This is a genomic window from Thermocatellispora tengchongensis (genome assembly GCF_014202315.1).
Taxonomy (GTDB): domain Bacteria; phylum Actinomycetota; class Actinomycetes; order Streptosporangiales; family Streptosporangiaceae; genus Thermocatellispora; species Thermocatellispora tengchongensis.
The window spans coordinates 163,602-180,782 of the sequence record NZ_JACHGN010000004.1 but is presented as its reverse complement, the minus strand read 5'-3'; the positions used below and the strand labels follow the sequence as shown (position 1 = coordinate 180,782).

Below are 17,181 nucleotides of genomic sequence, written 5' to 3'. Positions count from 1 at the left end.
CCCGCCACGACCAGGACACCGGGCGCGTCCGGGTGCGCCCCCGTTCGGGAGGGGGAGGGCGCCGTTCCGGCACCCACCCCCATCCCGCCTTACGGAAGATCCACCCCGTTCCCCGACACTCCCAGGACGCCGCCGCTCCCCGAGAGGGGGCGGCGGCGTCCCCCTTGGGCGTGTCACCGTTCGGGAGGAGGCGGCCGGAGGGCGTCGCGTTTCCGCAAGTTCCGGCATCCACCCCCATCCCGTCGGGCGCAAGATCCACCGTTGCCCGGACACTCCCTCCTGCTTTGGGCCGAGCGCGGCGAGGGCGCGAGCGCGGTGGCCGAGAGTGCAGTGGGCGCGGTGAGTGCGCCGGCGGCGAGTTCGGCTAGTGCGGCGATCGGCAGGCACGGTGAGCGCGGCGAGTGCGGTAAGCGCGGCGTGCGGGCCGTGCGGCGGGGGCGGTGGGCGGTGAGCGCGGCGTGCGCGGCGAGCGCGGCCAGCGCGGCCAACATGGCATGCGTGGCATGCGCGGCCGGTGCGATGCGGCCAGTGCGGCAGGCACGATGAGCGCGGCGAGTGCGGTAAGCACGGCGTGCGAGCTAGTGCGGCGGGGGCGGTGAGCGCGGTGAGTGCGCTGGGCGGTGAGCGCGGCGTGCGCGCTGATCGCGGCCAGCGTGGCATGTATGGCATGCGGGGCCGGGGGCGATGCGGCCAGTGCGGCAGGCATGGTCAGTGCGGCGGGGGCGGTGGGTGGGGTGAGTGGGCAAGACGGTGAGCGCGGCGAGTGCGCGCGGCGTGCGCGGCCGCCTCGGTGAGCGCGGCACGCGCGGTGGGCCCGGCGAGTGCGGTAAGCGCGGCCTGGTCGGCCTGGAGTCCGAGGCGTGAGGCACGCCAGTGTCGCCGCCTCGATCGGCGGCCTGCGCACGGCCGTGCGCGCCGGGTGTCCCGGCTTCTCCTGGGCGGGCACGACCCCGGCGACAGGGCCGGGGTACTGCACCGCCCGCCGCACGAGCCCCGCCGCGCCTGCCGCACTCATCGCACTGGCCACGCCCGCCGCGCATGCCGCGCTCGGCGCGCATGCCGCCCCACCGCACTTCCGCACTCAGCGCGCTCGCCGTGCTTGCCGTGCACGCCGCCTGCCGCCCCACCGCACTTGCCGCGCTCAGCGCGCTCGCGGTGCTTGCCGCACTCAGCGCGCTCGCTGCGCTGGTCGGCGAGGTCGTCGCTCAGTTCGGGGCTGTTGGGGCAGGTGAGGGGGACGCATCGGTGGCCGAAGGGCTTGTTGGGCGCGGGGGCGACGGTCGGGGCGGCGGCTGTGATGCCGGTCGGGGGTTCTGCGCGGCTCCTCGCGGGTGGTCTTTGCGCGTCACCTTGCGTGCTGGGGAGAAGTGATGGAAACCGGGAGCTTGCCAGGCAATTGCTTAGTAAGGTTTCCTATTTATAAAGCGCTTGACCTCCGACAACCCCCCTAGGAGGAGTTCGTGCACGTGAGAAACAAGGTCGCCGCCGGGGCCGCCGCCGTGGTCGCCGCGGCATCCGCGCTCGTTCTGCTGCCCGCCGGTCCGGCGGGGGCGCACGGTTCGATGTCCAACCCGCCGAGCCGGGCCTACGTCTGCAAGACCGAGGGGCCCGAGACGCCCAAGTCCGAGGCGTGCAAGGCCGCGGTCGCTGCGGGCGGCACCCAGGCGTTCTACGACTGGCACGAGGTGTCGCGGCTGGACGCCGGGGGCCGGCATCGTCAGATCATCCCCGACGGGCAGCTCTGCTCGGCGGGGCGGGAGAAGTACCGCGGGCTCGACCTGGCCAGGGCCGACTGGCCCGCCACCCGGGTCTCGCCCGGCCCGCTGACGATCACCTACCACGCCACCGCGCCGCACGCGAACAGCAACTTCGAGTTCTACATCACCAAGCAGAGCTGGAACCCGTCCCAGCCGCTGCGCTGGTCGGACCTGGAGCACATCGTCACCTTCACCAACCAGAACCCGACCACGTTCACCAACTGGACGATCAACCTGCCGCAGCGGACCGGCCGCCAGCTCATCTACTCGATCTGGCAGCGCGTGGTGGGCAGCGAGGAGGCGTTCTACACCTGCTCGGACGTGGACTTCGGCGGCGGCGGCAGCACCCCGACCCCCACGCCGACTCCCACTCCCACTCCCACGCCGACGACGCCGACCCCGACGCCCACGCCGACCGTCACCGGCGGCACCTGGGCGCCCGGCACCACGTACGCCGTCGGCGCCGTGGTGACGTACGGGGGTGCCGGCTACCGGTGCCGCCAGGCGCACACCGCCATCGCGGGCTGGGAGCCGCCGAACGTGCCGGCGCTCTGGGAGCGCGTCTGACCGTCCGGGGCCGGTCCTGCCGGGCCGGCCCCGCCCATCCGGAAGGAGCCCCATGAGGCACACGGCGACGGCGGCGCTCGCCGTCGTGCTGCTGCCGCTGGCGGGCTGCGGCGGCCTCACCCCCGAGGAGGCGCGGGCGGCGGGCCCCGTCCCGGCCGCCGGCGTCCGCTCCGGCGCGGCGTACAACGGCGAGGACGTGATGTTCGCCCAGATGCTCCTCGCGCACAACCGGCTCGGCGTCCGCATCGCCAAGCTGGCCGAGGGCCGCCGGGTGCGCGGCGAGGTCGCCACCCTGCTCGCCGCGATGGCCACCACCCAGGCGGCCGAGGCCAGGGACATGGCCGTCTGGCTCGCCGGACGCGGCCTGCCCGCCACCGCCGACCCCGCCGAGCACGCGGCGCACGGCGGCATGCCCGGCGCGGGCGAGGAGGAGATCGCCGCGGTCGAGAACGCGCCCCCCGCCCAGTTCGAGCGCAAGCTGCTCGACATGCTCATCGCCCACCAGGACGACGCGGTCCAGCTCGCCAGGGCCGAACTGGTTGCCGGGACCGACCCCGGCATCAGGAAGGTCGCGCAACGGGTGGACGTCTCCCGCTCGGCCCAGATCGACGCGCTGCTCGCCCTGCGCCCCTGACGCGGCCCTGACCCGTCCCCTGGTCCACGACGCGAGGCCGGCCCCGCCGTTGGGCGGCGGGGCCGGGCCGGGGGGTGACGTCAGGTGAAGTTGACGTCGCTGCAGATGTAGTACGCCTGGTCCATGTGGGACGCCTGCCAGATCGTGAAGATCACGTGGCGGCCGGAGCGGCCCGGCGCGCTCGCGTCGATCGTGATGTTCTGGGCGGGTGCGTACCTGCCGGTCGTGCGGACCAGTTCCAGGTTGCTCCAGCGCAGCGGCTGGGTGGTGGCGTCGTAACCCTGGCGGGTGACGTACACCCGGAAGTAGTCCGCGCCGTGGCTGGCCTGGTCGTACAGGCGCAGGGTGAAGTTGGTGCCGATGTTGGTCATCCTCCACGGGCCGACGGCGTCGAGGGCGTTGTACCGGCCGCCCTCCGTGCGGCCGCCGCTGCACAGCTGCCCGTCGGGCACGGCGGCTTGGTGGTTGCCGCCGACGCCGTTGCGGTACAGGCCGTTCCAGTTCCACATGGCGTTGGGGTTGGCCTGCCACGCCTGCCAGCACATCGGGTCCTGCTGCTGCATGTTGGGGTTCAGGTGGTCGTTGCCCCAGCGCTGCCAGCAGCCGTAGTTGCGCGAGGCCGGATCGACGATCGAGCCGTGCGCGAACGCGGTGTCGCCCCAGGGGAGCAGGCCGAGCATGGCCACGGCCGCCAGGAGCAGGCCGCGCAGGGTCCAGCGGGTGCGTCCCGCCTGATGATGACGGTGCATGGTGCGGTCTCCGATTCGTCGGGGGGTCTTCGGCGCGCCGCTTGACAGAAACAGTCACGGGGTGCCTCGCCGGGTGTCAACCGCGTTGACCCGGGTACGCCGCGGGCCTGCCGTCCGGCATGAAATCTCCTGAAAACAACGGGTGACGGCGCAGGCCGGATGGGGAGGGCACCGGGGGAGGGGGTGGTGGCCGTGCAGACGTTCCTGCCGTACCCGGGGTTCGCGGACAGCGCCCGGGTGCTCGACCCGCTGCGGCTGGGCAAGCAGCGGGTCGAGGCGTTGCAGGTGTTCCGGGCGCTCACGGTGCCGGGTTACGGATGGCGGCATCACCCGGTCGTCGCCATGTGGGCCGGGTACGAGGAGGCGCTGGTCCGGTACGGCCTGGAGATGTGCGCCGTGTGGACCGGCCTGGGCCGCGCCGACACCTGCGCCGGCACCGTCGTACGGGAGCTGGCCGAGCGGTGCGGGGTGGCCGCCGCGCGCGGCCAGGACGAGCTGGCCCGCGCGGGGGAGCTGCCCCCGTGGCTGGGCGAGCCCGCGCTGCACCGGAGCCACCGCTCGGCGCTGCTGCGCAAGGCCCCCGCCTTCTACCGCCCGCTGTTCGGCGACGCCGAGCCGGACGACCTGCCGTACGTGTGGCCGTCGTCCGGCCGGGCGCCCGCCTGCATGCCCCCGGCGCCTGGCTGACGGGCGCCCCCCGGCGTCAGGACGCCGTGCAGGTCACCGGGGACGGTACGCCGTTGTTACCGTTCCAGCTCGCCAGGAACCCGGCGGCGGTGCCGGCGCCCGGCCCGAGCGAGCCGTTCCAGGTCTCGTTGCGCACGGTGACCGAGGCCCCCGACTGGGTGTGGCGCCCGCCCCACATCTGGCTGATCGTCTGCCCGTTGGGGAAGGCGAAGGTGACGGTCCATCCGGTGATGGGCGCCGTGCCGGAGTTGCGCACGGTCAGCTCGCCCTGGAACCCGCCCGACCACTGCCCGGTGACCCGGTACGCGGCCGTGCACCCACCGGCCGTCGGGCTCGTCGTGGGGGTCACGGTGGAGGTCACGGTGGGCGTCACCGTGCGGGTCACGGTCGGGGACGCGGTGCCGCCGCCGTCCGGCGGGACGCGGATGATCCGGTCGTCGTCGGCCGTGGGGGTGCCGCGTCCGTCGCGGTTGCTCGTGGTGATCCACAGCCAGCCGTCCGGGCCCACCGCGACCGCGCGCAGCCGCCCGTACCTGCCCTGGAGCTCGGCCACCGGGGTGCCCGCGCTCCCGGAGGCCGTCACCGGCACCGTCCACAGCCGGTTGCCGCGCAGGCCGGCGGCGAACAGGGTCCCGTTCGCGTACGCCAGGCCGCTCGGCGACGCCTCGGCGGTGGTCCAGGTGACGATCGGGTTGCGGAAGGACGCGTTGGAGCACGTGCCCTCGCAGGTGGGCCAGCCGTAGTTGCCGCCCGCGACGATCGCGTTGATCTCGTCCCAGGTGTTCTGGCCGAACTCGGTGGCGTACAGGCGGCCCTGGGAGTCCCAGGCGAGCCCCTGGACGTTGCGGTGGCCGTAGCTGTAGACCGCCGAGCCTGCGAACGGGTTGTCCGGCGGGATCGTGCCGTCGGGCCGCAGTCGCAGGATCTTGCCGGCCAGGCTGGACAGGTTCTGCGCGTTGCCGGTCGCCGCGGCGTCGCCGGTGGCGACGTACAGCATGCCGTCGGGGCCGAAGGCGATCCGGCCGCCGTCGTGGATGGCCGCGCTGGGGATCCCCGACAGCAGGACCTGCGGCGACTGGGCCGCGTTCAGCCGGAACCGCACCACCCGGTTGTCGCTGGCGGTCGTGTAGTACGCGTACACCCACTGGTCCTGCGCGTACGTCGGCGACACGGCGATGCCGAGCAGACCGCTCTCGCCCGAGGCCGACACGCCGGGGAGCGTCGCGACCGCGACCGGGGCGGCCCCGGGGCGCACCTGCATGATCCGCCCGGTGTTCCGCTCCGAGACCAGCCCGCTGCCGTCGGGCAGGAACGCCAGCGCCCAGGGCACTTGCAGGCCGGTCACCGAGACCTGGGCCCGGGTGAAGTCGAACCCGCCGGTCGCGGCCGAGCGGGCCCCGGCGGCGGGTGTGGTGGCCATCGCGAGGATCGGTATCACCGCCGCGACGATCAACGCGAGAACCAGGACGGGGACGGAGCGCTTGGGCATCGTCGGACTCCTGACGGGGAATTCGGCCTGCGCCTGTGGTGGCACGGCACGCGCGCCCGTGTCCAGCCGGACACGGCGGCCCTGCGGGCCCGGCTCACGCCGCTCCCGCGTGACCAGCGCCTACGCTCCGCCGCTCCGCCTGAGAGCCCGTCTCATGAGCGAAACTTTCACGCCGGGGGGCCCTATCGCGGCGGAGGTCACGGGAGATAACAAGGATGAAATTAGATCGTTAGCCTTTCGCGGCGAGGTTTCGTCAACCTCACCAGCCTCCGCGGCGTCTTCTTTACCAGAAGCACCCTCAATACCCGGCCATACACGAGGAATGCGATCAATCATGAATCGACCGCTTGCCACCACGGCGCCCCCGGCCACCGAGCCCGGGGCCGCCTCCTGCGAGGCTCCCCCACGGCACCGCCGCCGGGCCGGGGAGCACATGAGCGAGGAGGAGCGCCGCCGCCACCTGCGCAGCCTCGTCCAGCACCGCATGGGCGCCCGCGGGCTCCAGGGCGTTCTCGACGATCTGGACGACATCGAGGACGAGCTGCTGACCACCCGCGGCATCGACTGGCACTGACGCCGGCCCCTCCTCGCACCCGACGGCGCGTCCGGCCGAAACCCCCCGTCCCGAGCACGACCGGAGCACGCCATGCGGCATACCTCGACAGGCCGCCATGCCCCGTCCCGGACATGGCGGCCTTCGTCTTCATCGGTTCAGGGTGAGGCTTCCTCCGTCCAGGGCCGGTCTTCGTCCGCCCGGGGCGGTCTTCGTCCGTCCAGGGGCGGCCCTGGCCGCTCGGTCGGCTTGGCCGCTCGTCAGTCCGGTCGCTCGTCAGCCCGGTCGCTCGGTCAGCCTCGCCGTGAGCCGCGCCTTCTCCGATTCGAGGGCGTCGATCAGCGCGCTCTGCTCCTCGATCCGGGCGAGCTCCGAGCCCGCGTCGCCGAAGTCCTTGGGGTCGTCGGAGCGGCTCAGCTCGCCGCGCAGGTCGCGGAGTTCCCTGTCGATCGTGGCGAGCCTGTCGCGGATCGCCGCCTCGTCCTGATACTCGTCGTCGAACTCCATGTGCAGCCCCTACCCATCCCGGCATCCCGGCAACATCGGGAAGGACGGCGACATATCGGGTTGAGAAAGGTGTACGGGGCCGTTCGCGCGGGTGCGCGAATCGCGGTATAGGGTGCGCCGGGGGAGGCCGTCAGTGATCCCGGCGCGTTCCGGAGCGCCGCGGATCGGGGGAGGAGTTCGATGGCCGGTTCGCCGTTACGGCCGGGGGATCCCGAGTTCGTCGGGCCGTACCGGATTCTCGCCAGGCTGGGGCAGGGCGGCCAGGGGGTCGTCTATCTCGGCCGGCACCGCGACCAGGGCGACGACGGGGAGCGCGTCGCGGTCAAGATGCTGCACTCCACGCATGCCCAGCGGCCGGAGTCGCGCGCCCGCTTCCTGCGCGAGATCGAGGTCGCCAGGCAGATCGCGGAGTTCTGCACCGCGCGGGTGCTCGACGTGGGCGAGTCCGGCGACGCGCTGTACGTCGTCAGCGAGTTCATCGAGGGTGTGTCGCTGCAGAAGAGCGTGGAGGAGGACGGGCCGCGCCGCGGGGTCGCGCTGCAGCGGATCGCGGTGGGCACGGTCACCGCGCTGGCCGCCATCCACGAGGCGGGCATCGTGCACCGCGACTTCAAGCCGCACAACGTGCTGCTCGGCCCCGACGGGCCACGCGTGATCGACTTCGGCATCTCGCGGGCGCTCGACTCGGCCGCGGCGCAGACCAGTGGGGCGGTGGGCACGCCCACGTACATGTCGCCGGAGCAGATCGCCGGGCAGCGTGTGGGGCCGCCGTCCGACGTGTTCGCCTGGGCGGTCACGATGGTGTTCGCCGCCACCGGGCGGCCGGCGTTCGGCGACGACAGCATCCCGGCGGTGCTGCACCGCATCCTGTCCCTGGAGCCCGACCTGTCCGACGTGCCCGCGGGGCTGCGGCCGCTGCTGGCCGAGTGCCTGGCCAAGGACCCGGCCGCGCGCCCGTCGGCCTCCGAGGTCCTGCTCCGGCTGATCGCCAACAGCGATCTGCCCGCGGCGGCGAGCGGGGCCCCGGCGACGGTGGCGGTGCCGCGCGGGCGTCATGTGCCGGAGCAGGTGCTGGCCTCGCCCGAGACGGTGCCGCACGTACGCGAGGCGCCGCCCGCGCAGCCGCCCGCGCCGCCCCACACTCAGCCGCCCGTGACGGCGCCCCCGTACGACACCGGGCCGTCCCAGCGGCGCGGGGCCGGACTGGACACCCTGCCGCCCGGCGGCGCGCCCCGGCGGCGCACCGGGCTCATCGCGGCGACCGTGGCGGGCGCGGCCGTGGTGGCGGGGGCCGCGGTGCTCGTGCCCACCCTGCTGTCCGGCGGCGACGGGGGCGGCGTGAAGACCGTGGCGGTCTCCTCGCCCGCGGTCACCGACGTGGTGACCACACCCCCGAGCACGCCGCCGAGCACCCCCGCGGCCACGCCCGCGGCCACTCCGTCCGCGGAGCCGACCCCGTCCACGGTGCCCGTCGACTTCGGCTCGGCCACGGGCCGGGCCGTGGGCGGGCCGCTGACCGGGCACGGCGACGACGTCAACGCGGTCGCCGTGACCGAGGTGTCGGGCCGGCAGGTGGCGGTCTCGGGGGCGAACGACCGGACCGTGCGGGTGTGGGACCTGGCGAGCCGCAGGCAGCTCGCCCTGCTGAGCGGGCACACCAACTGGGTGCGCGACGTGGCCCTGGCCGATCTCGACGGCAAGCCGGTCGCGGTCACGGTGAGCGACGACAAGACCCTGCGGGTGTGGGACCTCGCGGCCCGCCGCGCCCTGGGCAAGCCGATCACGGCCTCGCAGCCGCTGTTCTCGGTCGCGACCGGGATCGTGGACGGCAGGCCGGTCGCGGTCGCCGGCGGCGGCGACGGCAAGTTGTGGGTGTGGGACCTCGCCACCCGTAAGCAGATCGGCAAGGCGCGCGAGGCGTCCGGGGGACCGGTGTTCGGCGTCGAGGTGGGCGTGGTCGGCGGCGAGCCGCGGATCTTCACCGCCGGCGGCGACGGGCTGGTACGGAGCTGGGGCCTGGAGGAGGGCGACGGCGACATCGTCGCCCAGCACGACGGCCAGGTCTCCGCGGTGACCACCGCCACCCTGGACGGCCGCACCGTGGTGATCTCGGCCGGGGCCGACCAGGTGATCCGGGTGGGCGACCCGGCCAGCGGCGCCGAGGTGCGCGCGCCGATCAAGGGGCACACGGGCTGGGTCTACTCGCTGGCGGTGGCCGAGGTGGGGGAGTCGGTGGTGCTGGTCTCCGGCTCCAACGACGGCACCGCGCGGGTCACCGACCTCGCCACGCGCAAGCTGGTCGGCCGGGCGTTCAAGGACCACGACCACAACGTCTTCGGCGCGGCCGTGGCCGAGCTGGACGGGCGGGTCGTCGCGGTGACGGCCGGGGGCGACGACACCGTACGGGAATGGCGTATCACCTGAAAATCCCGAAATAGCAGCAGTATCGTGACGCGCTGACCGGCACCTCGCGCGCGCTTTCCGTTGCATGTGCACGTGTGGTGCGGTTGGTGATCTCGGGGTGGGCGAGGTCAACGGGGTGGATGGTAGCGGTTGATTCCATTTTTAGTGGAGAAACAGATGTAATTTCCTGATATAGATCGATTCTTGGCGATGTTCTTTACTTCGCTGTCAGGCGCTCTTACGGTGCAGCGGTCCCTCGGCATTCCGGTCGCCGGAACGCCCCCTACGAGGAGGATCAATGATGGCTGCCCGTGTGCGCCGACCCGGAGCCCCGGCCGTGACGCCGGCCCGCGCCGTCGCCGCGCTGCTCGCCCTGCTCTGTATGCTCGTCCCCCTGCTCCTGCCCTCGCTCCCGGCCGTGGCCGACCCCGACGACCCGCAGTGGGCCGCGGGAGGCGCGGCCGGACGGGTCTCGCCGCTGGAGGCCGCCTTCGCCGCCGCCGCCGCGAAGTACGACGTGCCGCGCGACCTGCTGGTCGCGCTCGGCTACTCCGAGACCCACCTCGACGGGCACCAGGGCCGGGTGAGCGGGAGCGGCGGGTTCGGCGTGATGCACCTGGTCGGCAGCCCGGCCGGCGACGCGCTGTACCAGGCGGCGCGGCTCACCGGGCATACCGTGGAGCAGCTCCAGAAGGACGACGCGGCCAACATCGCGGGCGGCGCGGCGGTCCTGCGCGCGCACGCCGACCGGCTCGGCCTCGACGCCGCCGCGCGCAAGGACCCGGCGCGCTGGTACCCGGCCGTGGCCGCGTACGGCGGCTCGCCCTCGCCCGAGGTCGCCCGCCTGTACGCCGACGCCGTGTACGACTTCCTCGCCACCGGCATCCAGGCGACGCTGCCGAGCGGCGAGCAGGTGACCGTCGCGGCCCGGGTGATCGAGCCCGACCGCGGCGCGTACGGCCGTACCACCGACCTGAACCGGGCCTTCGCCGCCGCGGCGGTGGACTACCCATCGGCCCGCTGGGTGGCCGCGAGCAAGAGCAACTACACCGTCTCGAACCGCCCCAGGAGCGACAAGATCGATCGCATCGTGATCCACGTGACCCAGGGCTCGTACGCCGGCAGCATCGCCTGGTTCCAGAACCCCAGGTCCCAGGTCTCGGCGCACTACGTGGTGCGGTCCAAGGACGGCGCGATCACCCAGATGGTGCGCGAGAAGGACCGCGCCTGGCACGTCGGCAACTACAACCGGCGCTCGATCGGGATCGAGCACGAGGGCTACGTCAGCGACGCCTCCTGGTTCACCGACGCGATGTACCGCGCCTCGGCCGCGCTGACCCGGAGCATCGCCGACCGCTACAAGATCCCCAAGGACCGCAAGCACATCATCGGGCATGTGGAGGCCCCCGGCGCGACGCACACCGACCCGGGCAAGCACTGGGACTGGGCCAGGTACATGAGGTACGTCAACGGCGGCGTGGCCGACAACCCGTACAAGCCGGAGATGGTCTGTGGTCCGGGCTTCGGCGTGCTGAAGTCCCGTCCGCTCGGCTCTGCAGGCACCGTCTACCTGCTGTGGAACGGCAAGAGCGGGCAGAACTGCGTGGTGACGATCAAGGCGGCCTCGCTCGGCAAGGAGACCCCGGCCACGGCGTTCCTGGAGGTCGAGGGCAAGCCGCGCACGACGGTGAGCGGGAACTTCGCCTACTACGCCGGGCCGGTGCGCGCCCCGGCCCGCGACGCCTGCGTCAAGTGGGGCGGCAAGGCCGGCTCCAGCTCCTACGCCAGCGGGTTCGAGGCGTGCCCGTGACGATCGGCGCCTACGCCGTCCCGGGCTTGGGGCGACGCCGGCGCCACGCCTGCTGGATGTGCGTGGTCATCGCCTCCGCCGCGCCGTCGGGGTCGCGGGCCAGCAGGCACTCGAAGATCCGGATGTGCCCGGCGTTGGACGCCTCGCAGTCGTCGGGACGCGGGTCGCCGACGTAGCGCAGGCTGGTCCGCGCCTCGGCGTGCACGGTGCGCACGATGGCGCGGGCCAGCCGGTTCCCCGACGCGAGCATGATCCGGTCGTGGTAGGCCACGTCGGTGTCCACGTACATCTCCGGGATGCGCGTCTGCGCGCTCAGCCGCTCCAGCACCGCCTCGATCTCGCGCAGGTCGGCGTCGGTGGCGGTGAGCGCCGCCTGCGCCGCCATCTGCGACTCCAGCGCCGCCCGGATGTCCACGAGCTGGTCGAGCACCCGCAGCTCGCTGTCGTGCCGCACCGTGGCCGAGAGCACCATCGGGTCGAGCAGGTTCCAATCGTCCTCCTCGGTCACCGTGGTGCCGGAGCCCTGCCGCGCTCTGACCAGGCCCTTCTCCTCCAGGACCTTCACCGCCTCGCGTATGGTGGTGCGGCTGACGTCGAACGTCTCGCACAGCGCGGGCTCGGTGGGCAGCGGCGTGCCCGGGGGGAACGCGCCGGAGACGATCCGATCGACCAGCGTGCTCACCACCACCGCCGCCAGCCGCTTGGGACGGCGCGGGGCGGGCGCGAGCAGCTCCGCGGTCTCGCCGTGAGGACGTGCCATCTTTCGAATCCACTCCGTTCGGGCTCCGGGGTCGGCTGCGGGCTGGGGTGGAGCAGGATCGAGGAGCCTCAGCGGAGAGTGTACGCCCCCGCCCCCTCTTGACAGCAGTCGTATGACGACTTACGTTTCATGAAAATTTCGGAAGCGTGTCCGACCAGACCCCGGGGGCCAAGCTCGTGCGGATCACTCACGTCGAGAGTTACCGGATCTTCCAGCCCGCGACGTCGCCGCCGTTCGTCTGGCGGGACGGCCTGCTGGGCAGCCCGCCCGACGGCGAGGGCGCGGTGCTGCGGATCTGCACCGACGCCGGGGTCGAGGGCGTCGCGCTGGCACCGCGCCGCGGCACCGGCCCGCTGCTGGAGGACGTGGTGAACCGGCTCCTGCGCGATGAGCTGGTCGGGCAGGACCCGATGCGCCGCGAGTGGCTCTGGCACCGCATGTGGGAGCTGGACCGCACCGAGGAGCTGCCGCTGTACCTCCTCGGCCTGGTGGACGTGGCGCTGTGGGACCTGGCCGGCCGGGCCGCCGGGGTGCCCACGTGGCAGCTCCTCGGCGGCTACCGGGAGTCGATCGAGGCGTACGCGTCCACCGTCACGTACTCCTCCATCGAGGAGTACCTCGACATCGCCGACCAGGCGCTGGAGCTCGGCTACCCCGCCATCAAGCTGCACGCCTGGGGCGACGCCCGCAGGGACGCCAAGCTGTCGGTCAGGCTGCGCGAGCACGTGGGCGACGACGTGCCGCTGATGTTCGACGGCTCGGCCGGCTTCGACCTGCCCGACGCGATCTACCTCGGCCACGCGCTGGCCGGGGCCGGCTACCTCTGGTACGAGGAGCCGATGCGCGAGTTCAGCGTCACGGCGTACAAGCGGCTGGCCGACGCCGTGGCGGTGCCGCTGCTGGTTGCCGAGACCTCCGACGGCGTGCACATGAACTCGGCCGACTTCGTGCACGCGGGCGCGGCCACCTTCGGCGTACGCGCGGGCACCCAGCTCCGCGGCGGCTTCACCGGCTCGATGCGCACGGCCCACCTGGCCGACGCGTACCGGCTGCGCGCGGAGGTGCACGGGCCGGAGATCCCCAACCGGCACCTCTGCATGGCCATCTCCAACACCACGTATTACGAGTCGCTGGTCTTCGGCAACCCGATCCGGCGCGAGAGCGGCGTGGACGAGCGGGGGCTCGTGCACGCGCCGACCGGACCCGGCGTCGCGCTGCCCGCCGGGCTCGACTACCCCCCCGTCCTTCAGCCCTACGTCGACCAGGACTTGGCGACGGCTCCGAAGGCCTAGGAACCGGGCCACGGCCGTACAGGCCGGGCCGCATCGAAAGGTCAGCTATGCGCATCCCTACGTCGAGGCGGGCTCCCGCCCTGGCCGCACTCGCCGCCTCGCTGCTGGTCCTGGCCGCGTGCGGGTCCGCCGACCCCGACCCCGCCGCCGGCGCGTCCCCCCGGGCCACGGCCTTCACGCCGGTCGAGCAGGTGCCCGGCAGCGAGCTGCTGGTGTGGGCCGACGCGACCCGCGTGCCGGGCGTCGAGGCGTACCAGAAGGCCCACCCGGACGTGAAGATCAAGATCGTCACCTACAGCGGCGACGCCAACGGGGCCAACGACCTGCAGACCAAGGTCCAGCTCTTCGACCGCAGTGGCAGCGGGTGGCCCGACGTCGCCTTCAACGTCAACTACAACGCGGTCACCTGGGCCTCCGAGGGCGCCAAGCCGTACGCCGCGCCGGTCAACCAGGGCCTGATCGACAAGTCGGTGCTCGACGGCTTCGCCGACGGCGCGCTCGCCCCGTGCACGGTGGGCGAGAACGTCTACTGCGTGCGCAACGACCTGGCGCAGGTCGTGCTCTGGTACAACAAGAAGCTCTTCGACGACTTCGGCTACGAGGTGCCCACGACCTGGGAGGAGTACCAGGCGCTGGGCGAGCGGGTGGCCAAGGAGCACCCCGGCTACCTCGTCGGCACCGCCGGCGACCCGTGGACCCCCGAGGTCTACTTCTGGGCCGGCCAGTGCCCGGCCAGCACGGTCACCGGGGCCAAGGCCGTCACGGTCAACCTGAACGACCCCAAGTGCACCCGCATGGCGACCCTGCTCGACAAGCTGATCGCGGCCGGCTCGGTGTCGAAGGACACGGTCTTCGCCTCCGGCTTCATCAAGGACCACGCCGACAAGGTGCTGATGATGCCCGGCCCGTCGTGGTACGGCCAGGTGCTGTTCAACTCCACCTTCAAGACGCCCAAGGGCCAGATCGCCGCGGCCCCGCCGCTGAAGTTCGAGGCCGACCAGGCCGCCTTCACCGGCAACGTCGGCGGCGGCGTGTGGTTCATCTCCGCGCACAGCAAGAACCTCAAGGCCGCGGCCGACCTGGTGACCTGGATGACCACCTCCACCGACTACCAGGCCACGGCCGGCACCTGCCCGGCGTACAAGGAGGCCGCCACCGCCTGGCTGAAGGGCCAGCAGGACACCGGCTACTTCGCCGAGGACGTCGCGCCGGCCTTCACCGAGGCCGCGGGCAAGGTGTGGCCCGGCTGGTCGGCCACCCGCTACAGCCACGAGGCCATCTACGCCTCCACCGTCGTGCCGGCGCTCAACGACGGCAAGACGCTCACCTCGCTGCTGGGCACCTGGCAGACGGCCATCGAGAACAAGGCCACCTCGCTCGGCTACACGGTGAACCCGTGAGCCAGGCGACCGTGCCCCGGGCCGCCGGCGCGCGCCGCGCCGCGGCCCGGGTGGCCAACCCGGCCGGGCGCATGGGCTACGTGTTCGTCGCCGGGTACTTCGTGCTGCTGCTCGCGTTCGGCGTGGTGCCCACGGCGTACGCGCTGTGGCTGTCGATCTCCAACTCGCGCGGCCAGCTCGTCGGCCTCGGCCAGTTCACCCGTACGTTCGCCGACTACCGGTTCCTGCCCGCGTTCGGGCACGTGCTGATGTACCTGGTGATCTGGCTGGTCACGCTGATGGTGCTGGTCGTGCTGCTGGCGATCATGCTGCACGGCCGGATGCCGCGCACCAGCTCGGCGCTGCGGTTCGTGTACTACCTGCCGGGCGCGCTGGCCGGGGTGGCCAGCGTGCTGCTGTGGCTGATCCTGCTCGATCCGGCGGCGAGCCCGGTGGGCTGGCTGCTGGAGGCGTTCGGCTGGGACACCCTGGCCAAGGTGATCGCACCGGACCACCTGCCGGTGCTGTTCACCGTGATCGCGTTCTGGACGGGCGCGGGCGGCTGGATCGTGATCATGTACGGGGCGCTGAACAACATCCCGCACGAGGTCATCGAGGCGGCCCGGATCGACGGCGCCAACGTGCTGCAGATCGCGCTGCGGGTGCAGATCCCGATGCTGCGCAAGTGGATCGCGTACATGCTGATCCTGGCGTTCGCGACCGGCACGCAGCTCTTCGTCGAGCCGCAGCTCGTCTCGACCGCGAGCTGGGGCATGATCCCCGACGGCTGGTCGGTGGCGCAGGTGTCGTACCTGTACGCCTTCCAGGCGGGCGACTTCCACGGGGCCGCGGCGCTCGCGGTGGACCTGGTGGTGGTCGGGCTGGCCTGCGCGGCCGTGGTGGTCTTCCGTACCGGGCTGTTCGAGAAGGACTGACAGATGACCGCCAAGAGCATCGGCGCCCGGCTGGCCTGGCTGATCACCGCCGGCCTGTTCCTGTTCTTCTTCGTGCTGCCCGTGATCTGGCTGCTGCTGGCGCCCACCAAGAGCGACGCGGAGATCATCAGGAACAACCCGTTCGCGTTCGGCTCGCTGGACGGCGTCGTGACCGCCTGGCGGAACCTGTACGCCTTCCAGGATGGCGTGATCGTGACCTGGCTGCGCAACTCGGCCGTCTACACCGGGCTGGCGCTGCTGATCACGATCGCGACCAGCATCCCGGCCGGCTACGGCCTGGCGCTCACCCAGTTCGTCGGGCGCAAGACCCTGCTCACCGTCACCCTGCTGACGATGATCATGCCGAACGCGGCGCTGGTGCTGCCGCTGTACCTGGAGATGGACGCGCTCGGGCTGGACGGCACGATCTGGTCGGTGGTGCTGCCGTTCTCCTTCTTCCCGTTCGGGGTGTACCTGACCTACATCTACTTCTCCTCCACGATCCCGCAGGACCTGCTGGCGGCGGCCCGGCTGGACGGCTGCTCGGAGTGGCAGGTCTTCCGCAGCATCGCGCTCCCGCTGGCCCGTCCCATCGTGGCCCTGGTGGGCTTCTTCGGGTTCGTCGGCAACTGGAACAACTTCTTCCTGCCGTTCGTGATGCTGCCGGACAGCGCGCAGTACCCGGCCCAGGTGGGGCTGAACAACCTGCTCACCTCCTCGGCGGTGTTCAACACCTCCAGCGGCGTGGACAACGCGATCATGCGCCCGGAGCTGGCCCTGGCCACGCTGGTCACGGTGGTGCCGGTGCTGCTGGTCTTCCTGTTCTCGCAGCGGGCGCTGGTGTCGGGCATGCTGGCCGGGGCGACGAAGTGAGCCGGGCTCGGGTATCTCGGAATGTGAGAGAACATCGCTCTGTTGCGCACCGAATCTGGCCGGACGCCTACCGTCACCAAATATCCCGATTTGTCGCTCTCGACCAGCCAATTCACCCCGCGCCACCACCCTCCGTAAGTACGACATGACGGATTTTGTAGTCAATCTGTGATTGACGGCATGTGTAGCTCTGTGGTCACCTCGTCACTTCCGACACACGGGCCACTTCGGGGAGAGAGCACCACATGCCGCGCCACCGATGGCACGCCCTTCGGCGTGCCCTCGCCACCGTCGCGATCACCGTCACCCTGACCGCCACCCTGATCGCCACCCCCGTGGCCATCCCCACCCCGGCCATCCCCACCCCGGCCACCGCCGCGACGACCGTCCCCGCCCTCGGCACGGCCCCGCCGGCGGCCGACCCCCGCCCGGAACGGCACGACGCCGTGCCTTCCACGGCCCCGAGCACCGGCGGACAAGCCGGGCCGGTGCCCCTGGAGGCGGAGGCCGGGCCCGTGCGGTCGGTGCGCCTGGATGCGGAGGCCGGACCCATGCGGCCGGTGCCCTTGGGGGCGGGGGCCGGGCCAGTGCGGTCGGCGCGCTTGGGGGCGGAGGCCGGGCTCGTGCGGCCGGTGCCCCTGGTGGGGGAGGCCGGGCCAGTGCGGTCGGCGCGCTTGGGGGCGGAGGCCGGGCTCGTGCGGCCGGTGCGCCTAGGGGCGGAGACCGGGCCGGAACTGGGCAGGCTCGGCGGCGCACGCGGGTCTCACCCGGCCGCTCCCGCCGTCC

At 72.5% G+C, this 17,181-nt stretch carries 15 protein-coding genes; 11 read left to right on the top strand and 4 right to left on the bottom strand.

The genetic code is table 11. The features are described 5' to 3' along the window. The first annotated feature begins 738 nt into the window (after positions 1-738). The 3 genes from HNP84_RS54820 (at position 739) to HNP84_RS10200 (ending at position 2,958) form a co-directional block, all read left to right on the top strand. Positions 739-864: a hypothetical protein gene (locus HNP84_RS54820; protein WP_281396082.1), complete on the top strand. Its 126-nt coding sequence runs from the start codon at positions 739-741 to the stop codon at positions 862-864. A gap of 602 nt (positions 865-1,466) precedes the next feature. Continuing rightward, complete coding sequence (locus HNP84_RS10205; protein WP_221336107.1) at positions 1,467-2,324, top strand: lytic polysaccharide monooxygenase; 858 nt, start codon at positions 1,467-1,469, stop codon at positions 2,322-2,324. A 52-nt stretch (positions 2,325-2,376) separates the two neighbouring features. After that, positions 2,377-2,958 carry a DUF305 domain-containing protein gene (locus tag HNP84_RS10200; protein ID WP_185049248.1) on the top strand — a complete coding sequence of 194 codons (582 nt, stop codon included), beginning with the start codon at positions 2,377-2,379 and terminating at the stop codon, positions 2,956-2,958. A gap of 80 nt (positions 2,959-3,038) precedes the next feature. On the opposite strand, the gene HNP84_RS10195 is transcribed toward HNP84_RS10200, so the two are convergent. Then, positions 3,039-3,707, bottom strand: a complete 669-nt coding sequence (locus HNP84_RS10195) for a lytic polysaccharide monooxygenase auxiliary activity family 9 protein (protein WP_185049246.1) — start codon at positions 3,705-3,707, stop codon at positions 3,039-3,041. A 186-nt stretch (positions 3,708-3,893) separates the two neighbouring features. Here HNP84_RS10195 and HNP84_RS10190 point away from each other — a divergent pair, with 186 nt between their 5' ends. Continuing rightward, on the top strand, positions 3,894-4,394 hold the full coding sequence (locus tag HNP84_RS10190; protein ID WP_312924285.1) for an MSMEG_6728 family protein: 501 nt from the start codon (positions 3,894-3,896) through the stop codon (positions 4,392-4,394). 16 nt (positions 4,395-4,410) lie between these two features. On the opposite strand, the gene HNP84_RS10185 is transcribed toward HNP84_RS10190, so the two are convergent. Continuing rightward, complete coding sequence (locus tag HNP84_RS10185) at positions 4,411-5,883, bottom strand: PQQ-dependent sugar dehydrogenase (protein ID WP_185049244.1); 1,473 nt, start codon at positions 5,881-5,883, stop codon at positions 4,411-4,413. Between the two features lie 334 nt (positions 5,884-6,217). Here HNP84_RS10185 and HNP84_RS10180 point away from each other — a divergent pair, with 334 nt between their 5' ends. Then, positions 6,218-6,457, top strand: coding sequence for a hypothetical protein (locus tag HNP84_RS10180; protein ID WP_185049242.1), 240 nt, complete (start codon positions 6,218-6,220; stop codon positions 6,455-6,457). Between the two features lie 255 nt (positions 6,458-6,712). On the opposite strand, the gene HNP84_RS10175 is transcribed toward HNP84_RS10180, so the two are convergent. Continuing rightward, positions 6,713-6,943, bottom strand: a complete 231-nt coding sequence (locus HNP84_RS10175) for a hypothetical protein (RefSeq protein ID WP_185049240.1) — start codon at positions 6,941-6,943, stop codon at positions 6,713-6,715. A 180-nt stretch (positions 6,944-7,123) separates the two neighbouring features. On the opposite strand from HNP84_RS10175, the gene HNP84_RS10170 reads away from it, so the two are divergent. Continuing rightward, entirely contained in the window at positions 7,124-9,367 is a 2,244-nt protein-coding gene (locus HNP84_RS10170; RefSeq protein ID WP_185049238.1) for a WD40 repeat domain-containing serine/threonine protein kinase, read from the top strand. Positions 9,368-9,644: 277 nt separating this feature from the next. Beyond that, on the top strand, positions 9,645-11,156 hold the full coding sequence (locus HNP84_RS10165) for an N-acetylmuramoyl-L-alanine amidase (protein ID WP_246518013.1): 1,512 nt from the start codon (positions 9,645-9,647) through the stop codon (positions 11,154-11,156). 10 nt (positions 11,157-11,166) lie between these two features. Here the strand turns inward: HNP84_RS10165 and HNP84_RS10160 are convergent, their stop codons facing one another. After that, positions 11,167-11,916, bottom strand: coding sequence for a FadR/GntR family transcriptional regulator (locus tag HNP84_RS10160; RefSeq protein WP_185049236.1), 750 nt, complete (start codon positions 11,914-11,916; stop codon positions 11,167-11,169). Positions 11,917-12,062: 146 nt separating this feature from the next. Between HNP84_RS10160 and HNP84_RS10155 the strand changes: the two genes are divergently transcribed. From HNP84_RS10155 to HNP84_RS10140, 4 genes are read left to right on the top strand one after another with little or no spacing between them, the layout of a single operon-like run. After that, positions 12,063-13,208, top strand: a complete 1,146-nt coding sequence (locus HNP84_RS10155; RefSeq protein ID WP_221336105.1) for an enolase C-terminal domain-like protein — start codon at positions 12,063-12,065, stop codon at positions 13,206-13,208. Between the two features lie 47 nt (positions 13,209-13,255). Further along, positions 13,256-14,608, top strand: coding sequence for an ABC transporter substrate-binding protein (locus HNP84_RS10150; protein WP_185049234.1), 1,353 nt, complete (start codon positions 13,256-13,258; stop codon positions 14,606-14,608). Continuing rightward, complete coding sequence (locus HNP84_RS10145) at positions 14,605-15,522, top strand: carbohydrate ABC transporter permease (protein WP_221336104.1); 918 nt, start codon at positions 14,605-14,607, stop codon at positions 15,520-15,522. Before HNP84_RS10150 ends, HNP84_RS10145 begins: the two co-directional genes overlap by 4 nt. Before the next feature lie 3 nt (positions 15,523-15,525). Next, complete coding sequence (locus tag HNP84_RS10140) at positions 15,526-16,395, top strand: carbohydrate ABC transporter permease (RefSeq protein ID WP_185049232.1); 870 nt, start codon at positions 15,526-15,528, stop codon at positions 16,393-16,395. Positions 16,396-17,181: the final 786 nt, after the last annotated feature.

Excerpts from the sequence above, each read along its gene's own strand:
- HNP84_RS10200 (WP_185049248.1), top strand. The coding sequence starts at position 2,377 with ATGAGGCACACGGCGACGGCGGCGCTCGCCGTCGTGCTGCTGCCGCTG.
- HNP84_RS10195 (WP_185049246.1), bottom strand. The coding sequence starts at position 3,707 with ATGCACCGTCATCATCAGGCGGGACGCACCCGCTGGACCCTGCGCGGC.
- HNP84_RS10185 (WP_185049244.1), bottom strand. The coding sequence starts at position 5,883 with ATGCCCAAGCGCTCCGTCCCCGTCCTGGTTCTCGCGTTGATCGTCGCG.
- HNP84_RS10180 (WP_185049242.1), top strand. The coding sequence starts at position 6,218 with ATGAATCGACCGCTTGCCACCACGGCGCCCCCGGCCACCGAGCCCGGG.
- HNP84_RS10175 (WP_185049240.1), bottom strand. The coding sequence starts at position 6,943 with ATGGAGTTCGACGACGAGTATCAGGACGAGGCGGCGATCCGCGACAGG.
- HNP84_RS10170 (WP_185049238.1), top strand. The coding sequence starts at position 7,124 with ATGGCCGGTTCGCCGTTACGGCCGGGGGATCCCGAGTTCGTCGGGCCG.
- HNP84_RS10165 (WP_246518013.1), top strand. The coding sequence starts at position 9,645 with ATGATGGCTGCCCGTGTGCGCCGACCCGGAGCCCCGGCCGTGACGCCG.
- HNP84_RS10160 (WP_185049236.1), bottom strand. The coding sequence starts at position 11,916 with ATGGCACGTCCTCACGGCGAGACCGCGGAGCTGCTCGCGCCCGCCCCG.
- HNP84_RS10150 (WP_185049234.1), top strand. The coding sequence starts at position 13,256 with ATGCGCATCCCTACGTCGAGGCGGGCTCCCGCCCTGGCCGCACTCGCC.
- HNP84_RS10140 (WP_185049232.1), top strand. The coding sequence starts at position 15,526 with ATGACCGCCAAGAGCATCGGCGCCCGGCTGGCCTGGCTGATCACCGCC.